Annotated in this window: 4 protein-coding genes; all 4 read left to right on the top strand. The window is 72.3% G+C overall.

Annotated elements, in window-relative coordinates; all coding sequences use genetic code 11:
* The first annotated feature begins 159 nt into the window (after positions 1–159).
* Positions 160–1,161, top strand: coding sequence for a fumarylacetoacetate hydrolase family protein (locus I5G_RS02050; RefSeq protein WP_022877566.1), 1,002 nt, complete (start codon positions 160–162; stop codon positions 1,159–1,161).
* Positions 1,158–1,934, top strand: coding sequence for an SDR family NAD(P)-dependent oxidoreductase (locus I5G_RS02045; protein ID WP_022877565.1), 777 nt, complete (start codon positions 1,158–1,160; stop codon positions 1,932–1,934). Before I5G_RS02050 ends, I5G_RS02045 begins: the two co-directional genes overlap by 4 nt.
* 129 nt (positions 1,935–2,063) lie before the next feature.
* The gene (locus I5G_RS02040) at positions 2,064–3,563 is read left to right on the top strand and encodes an MFS transporter (RefSeq protein WP_022877564.1); all 1,500 of its coding nucleotides are present in this window, start codon (positions 2,064–2,066) and stop codon (positions 3,561–3,563) included.
* A gap of 41 nt (positions 3,564–3,604) precedes the next feature.
* The coding region (locus I5G_RS02035) for a GMC family oxidoreductase N-terminal domain-containing protein (RefSeq protein WP_022877563.1) at positions 3,605–4,810 on the top strand (1,206 nt) is incomplete at its 3' end.

Raw genomic sequence — 4,810 nt, 5'->3', positions numbered from 1 at the left:
GCCGGGGCCCGCCCGGGTGCTGCTGGGCAGCGACTTCCCGTTCGACATGGGGCTCGACGACCCCGTCGGGTTCGTCCGCGGCGCGGGGCTCGCCGAGGCCGACGCGATCGCGATCCTCGGGGGCAACGCCGAGGCGCTGCTGCGGACGCGGGTGCACGCGTGAGGATCGCGCGGTGGATCGACGGCGCCGACATCGGCGAGGGGTTCGTCGACGGCGATTCGGTGATCCCGTTCCCCGACGGGCTGCGCGTGGCCGAGGTGCTGGCGCAGGGGCTCGCCGCCGCTTCGGCGCTCTTCGCACGGCGAGACGCCGCGGCGGGCCGGCCACTCGCCGACGTGCGGCTGCTCGCCCCGCTCGTGCCGGCCTCGATCCGTGACTTCGTCGCGTTCGAGGAGCACGTCGAGGGCGTGAGCGCGTCCGTCGACGGCAAGAGCGAGGTCGTGCCCGAGTGGTACGAAGCCCCGACGTTCTACTTCACCAACCCGCACACGGTCCGCGCGACCGGCGACGTCGTGGCGATCCCCGAGACGCAGCGGCTCGACGTCGAGCTGGAGCTGGCGGCGGTCATCGGTGGGGTGCCCGGTTCGGACGGGGAGAACCTGGATGCCACGGACGCGGCGTCCCACATCTTCGGCTACACCGTGATGAACGACTGGTCCGCGCGTGATCTGCAGTCGCGGGAGATGAAGGTGCGGCTGGGACCCGCCAAGGGCAAGGACTTCGCGATGACGCTCGGACCGTGGATCGTCACGGCCGACGAACTCGAGTCGTACCTCGACGCCGACGGCTTCCTCGCGGTGCGCGCCGAGCTGTTCGTCAACGGCGACCTCGTCGGCGCCGACCTCGTCTCGAACATGGGGTGGCCGTTCCTCGAGCTGGTCATGTACGCCGCGCGGAACTCCGTCGTGGTGCCGGGCGACGTGCTCGGCTCCGGCACGGTCGGCAACGGCGGATGCCTCGGCGAGCTATGGGGGCGCCGCGGCGCGCTCGACCCGCGGCCGCTCGAGCCCGGCGACGAGGTGCGCATGGTGATCGAGGGCGTCGGCGAGATCGTCAACGTCGTGGGGGAGCGGGTCGCCGCCCCGCCCGTGCCGCGGGCGCGCGAGCGGACTCGGGCGCGGGTGCGCGCCGACGCCACGGACTCCCCGACCGGACGATGACGGAACTGCGCTTTCCGGGCATCGCCGGCAACCTGTTCGTGGTGACCGGCGCGGCCGGCGGGCAGGGTGCGGAGGAAGCGCTGCTCCTCGCCGACCTCGGGGCGGACGTCGTCGCCGTCGATCGGGCCGACGAGGCGCCGGAGCTGCGCGACCGCGCGGCGGATCTCGCGGGTTCCCTCGACTACCGCCGCCTGGACGTCGCCTCGGAGGAGGACTGGGCCGCACTCGCCGCGTCGCTCGAGGGTCGGCGCGTGCGCGGGCTCGTGAACAACGCCGGCATCACGCACCGGGCGCGTATCGGCGAGCTCTCCCGCGCCGACTGGGACCGAGTCTTCGCTGTCAACGTCACCGGTGCCATGCTCGGCATCCAGGCCCTCCTTCCGTCGATGGATGCCGGCTCCTCGATCGTCAACATCGGATCCGTCGCGGGACTCAGCGGGCACTACACGGCCGCCTACACCGCGAGCAAATGGGCGCTGCGCGGGCTCACCCACGCGAGCGTGACGGAACTCGGACCCCGCGGCATCCGGGTGAATCTGGTGCACCCTGGCTTCATCCGCACCCCGATGACGGCATCCGCGCCGCCCGCGTTCGCGGAGGCGAACACCGCGATCATCCCGCTCCAGCGTGCCGGTGAGGCGGTCGAGGTCGCCGACACCGTGGCGTTCCTGCTCTCGGACGCCGCCGCCTTCCTGACCGGCGCCGAGATCGGGGTCGACGGCGGACAGGCGCTGTCGGGGGCAGCGACGGTGCTCTCCCGCGCGCTGCCCTAATGTTGAAAACCGACATAAGTCGGGTATGATGGACGGGACGTCGGGGCCTACGGGTCCGTTCGCCCGGTGAGGGAGCCGGAGCGGCACATACGGTCGCGTCGATCGCCCGGTCGTACGGGCGCCCCACGCATGACTCTCTCCCCCGCTCGCATCCGCGTTCTCGTCGTCTCCCTTCTCGCGGTGTCGTTCATCGGCGCCCTCGACCACACCGTCGTCTCGACGTCGCTGGCCACGATCGCCGGCGATCTCGGCGCGCTCGAGTACATGAGCTGGATCATGGTCGGCTACACGCTCGCCGCCACCGTGATGCTGCCCGTCCTCGGCAAGCTCGGCGACGTCGTCGGCCCCCGCAGCGTGTTCCTCGTCTCGCTCGGACTGTTCCTCCTGGCCTCGCTCGCGTGCGGCTTCGCGCCCGACCTGGGGTGGCTGATCGCCGCCCGTGTCGTCCAGGGCCTCGGCTCCGCCGGCATCCAGCTCATGTCGCAGACGATCATCGCCCGCGTCACGAGCCCCCGACAGCGCCCGCGCTACATGGCGATCATCGGGACCGCCTTCCCGGTCGCGATCGTCGTCGGACCCGTCGTCGGCGGTCTCATCACCGACTTCTGGGGCTGGTCCTGGGTGTTCTGGATCAACATCCCGATCGGTCTCGCCGCGTTCGCGCTCGCCGCGGTCGCGGTCCCGCGCCTCCCCGGCGGCGCCCACCCCCGCTTCGACATCCCGGGCTCGATCGTCTTCACCGGCACGCTCCTCGCGCTCGTGCTCGCGGTCACCTGGATCGGCGACGATGCTCTGCGCCCCGCGGCACTGGCCTGCGCGGCGGCCGCAGTCATCGGCATCCTGGCCCTCATCGGCATCGAGCGGCGCGCGGCCGAACCGATCCTGCCGCCCCGGATCCTCCGCAACCGCACGATCCTCGCGTGCCTCGGACTGTCGCTCATCGTGGGTTCTGGCCTCTTCGCGATCGTCGCGTTCGTGCCGACGTACATCCAGATGGCGTACCGCACGACCGCGACCCTGTCCGGCCTCGTGCCGATCGCGACCGTGCTCGGCATGCTCGTCAGCAACCTCCTCACCGGTTGGCTGGTCAGCCGCTCCGGCCGCTACCGCTTCTACCCCGTGTTCGGCACCGTGCTCGGGGCCGCGGGACTCGCGGTCATGGCCGCCCTGCCCGCGGGGTTGCCGCTGTGGGTCCCCATGATCGTGATGGCGGTGGTCGGCATCGGCACCGGCTCGTTCACGAACCTCATCTTCGCCGTCGTGCAGAGCGCGGCCGCCCGCTCCGACCTGGGCGCCGTCACCGCCACCACGAACCTCGTTCGCCAGGTGGGGTCGGCCGTGGGGACGGCGATCGTCGGCGGTGTGGTCGGGTTCGGCGTCGCCGCGCACCTCCCGCCCGGACTGGATGCCGGCACCCTCACGCCGGCGGTGGTGCGCGCCGCGTCCGCGCAGGTGCAGGACGCCGTCGCGGTGATCTACCATGACACGTTCGCTCCGGTGTTCCTGGGGCTCGCGCTCGTCTACGCCTGCGGGATCGTGTTCGCGCTGCTGCTGCCCGGAGGGCGCCTGTCCGACGAAGCGCCCGAGCCCCTCGCCGCCGTGTCCGACACCGACCGGCAGCCCGCGTGACCGCCTGATCTCTCAGCCCGCCCGATCTCGAAGGAGAGACCATGTCCGAGACCCCCACGATCGCGATCGTCGGCAGCGGACCCATCGGTGCCGCCTACGCCCGCGTGCTGCTCGAGTCGCTCCCGCACGCGCGCGTGGTCATGTTCGAGGCCGGCCCGCAGGTGACCGAGCGCCCGGGCGAGAGCGTGCGCAACATCGTCGACCCCGACGAGAAGGCCCGTGCCCGCGAGCGCTCGCAGGGTCCTCAGGCGGGGGAGTTCCGCGACTCGCTCGGCATCCCGTCCGGCACGATCGTCGAGGGGATGTTCACGGCGCGCCAGGGCACGCACCTGCTCGACTTCGGCGGCGAGGGCTCGGCGCACGCCCCGACCTTCCCGGCCGCGGCGGCCGCGACGAACGTCGGCGGCCAGGGCGCGCACTGGACGTGCGCGATCCCGCGCCCGGCGTTCAGCGAGAAGCTCGACTTCATCGCGGACGACGAGTGGGAGGACCTCGTCTCGACCGCCGAAGACCTGCTGCACAAGCAGAGCGCGGCGTTCTCGGACTCGCCCGTGGGCGCCGCGATCCGCACGCTCCTCGACCGCGAGTTCGGGGCCGAGCTGCCCGAGGGCTACGGCGTGAGCACCCTGCCGGTCGCAGGCGATCCGCAGCCCGACGGCACGATGCGGTGGGCAGGGACCGACACGGTCCTGGGTCCGCTGATCGAGCCGGGCACCGACACCGCGGCCCGGTTCGAGCTGCGCGACCTGACCCTCGTCCGCCGCATTGAGCACGACGGCGCGCGCGTGCGGGGCGTCGTGGTGGAGGACCTCCGCACGCACGAGGAGGAGTTCGTGCCGGCGGATGCCGTCGTGGTCGCCGCCGACGCGTTCCGCTCACCGCAGTTGCTCTGGGCCTCCGGCATCCGTCCCGCTCCCCTCGGCCGGTACCTCACCGAGCACCACGTCGTCATCGGCACTGTCGTGCTGGACGGCGAGCGGATGAGCGAGCTCGTCTCGGACGACGAGCTGCAGGCCGAGCTCGACCGCCGCGCGCTGAACCCCGCGGACCCCGTGGCGGCGGTCAATCGCATCCCGTTCTCCGAACCCGAGCACCCGTACTCGGCGCAGATCATGTACGCCGAGACCCCGCCGTTCCCGCTCGACCCCGCGCACCCGGCCGCGGGCAACCGGTGGGGCTACATCAACATGGGGTTCGGTGTGCGCAAGTTCCCGCGCGTCGAGGACGGCGCGATCTTCAGCGACGAC

It is taken from the genome of Microbacterium sp. B19 (assembly GCF_000333395.1).
Classification (GTDB): domain Bacteria; phylum Actinomycetota; class Actinomycetes; order Actinomycetales; family Microbacteriaceae; genus Microbacterium.
Note: the sequence above shows the minus strand (reverse complement) of the source record. Positions and strands in the feature narration are given on the sequence as shown.